Consider the following 1086-nt stretch of genomic DNA (forward strand, 5'->3'; position numbering starts at 1 on the left):
CCATAGATTTCGCGATGACTGGCGCATATCTGCTCGGTCAGCGTTGTTCCCGACCGTGGCATGCCGACGATGAAGACCGGGCGTCTCGACGGATTTCCCAATTTCGACCGCGCCGCGAAGAAGTCGGCATCGAAAGTGTCGATGAAACTGTCGTAAAGCTGGGTGTGCCGGTCAATGTCGAAATCATTGCCGGAAATTGCCTTGGCCTGCGCGAAATGGCGGATGGCCAGGCGATACTCGCGCTGATCGTTGAGCATCTTGCCGGCGGCGTGGTGCAGCACCACCCGCTCGCGATCGGTTGTCATGGGCAATTCCAGGCGAGCCCGTATTAAAGGCAACGCTGGATCGTCCTTGACCGCCCGGCGCGCTAGCGCCATTCCGGCCAGCGCCTCGACATGGCTCGGGTCGATGGCAAGCGCGCGGCCAAAACATTCGACCGCCTCGGCCTGCCGGCCGATGTCGGTGAGCAGATCGCCCATACCGGCAAGGGCCGTCAGCGACTGGCTGTCGACCGCCAGCGCCCGGCGATAGAAACCTTCGGCGACGTCGCCCTCGAGCTGGCTGCGGTAGGACCGGCCGAGATTGCACAAAGCTTCGATGAGCCGGCCGTCGAGCGCGATCGCCTTCTTTAGATGTTTGCGGGCGCGCTCGATGTCACCGGTGACATTATAGGCGTTGCCGAGATTGTTGCGGAAGATAGCGTTGCCCGGTTCGAGCTTGACCGCCCTTTCCATATAGGCAATGGCGGCGTCATGATGCTCGGCCTCGATGGCCAGAGTGCCCATGAGGTTCAGCGCCATGGCATTTTTCGGCTGCGTGCGAAGCACCGTCTGGTAGCAGAACTCGGCCTCGCGAAAACGCTTGCGCCGTTGCAGGTCGATGCCGCGCTGCAATGTCTTTTCCGCCGGTTCACCGGCGGTCGGAAGGGAGGCTGGCATTATTGCCGGCAGACCCAGAGGTTGCCGGCGGGGCAAAAGCGGCATCCGTCAAATCCAGGTCGCGGCTTGTGACAGGCCGGTCAAATCAGAACTTGTAGATAACGCCAAACTGCAGATTGTGGGAGTACAATTTGGCATCCTTGTAGGT

General features: G+C 61.0%; 1 protein-coding gene. It reads right to left on the minus strand.

The window, feature by feature from the left end; all coding sequences use genetic code 11:
* Positions 1-938 (minus strand): tetratricopeptide repeat protein (locus EN984_RS35650; RefSeq protein ID WP_245480199.1); only part of this gene is annotated, 938 nt, incomplete at its 3' end.
* Positions 939-1086 lie beyond the last annotated feature (148 nt).

Origin of the sequence: Mesorhizobium sp. M7A.F.Ca.CA.004.12.1.1 (assembly GCF_003997835.1) — a bacterium.
GTDB lineage: Bacteria > Pseudomonadota > Alphaproteobacteria > Rhizobiales > Rhizobiaceae > Mesorhizobium.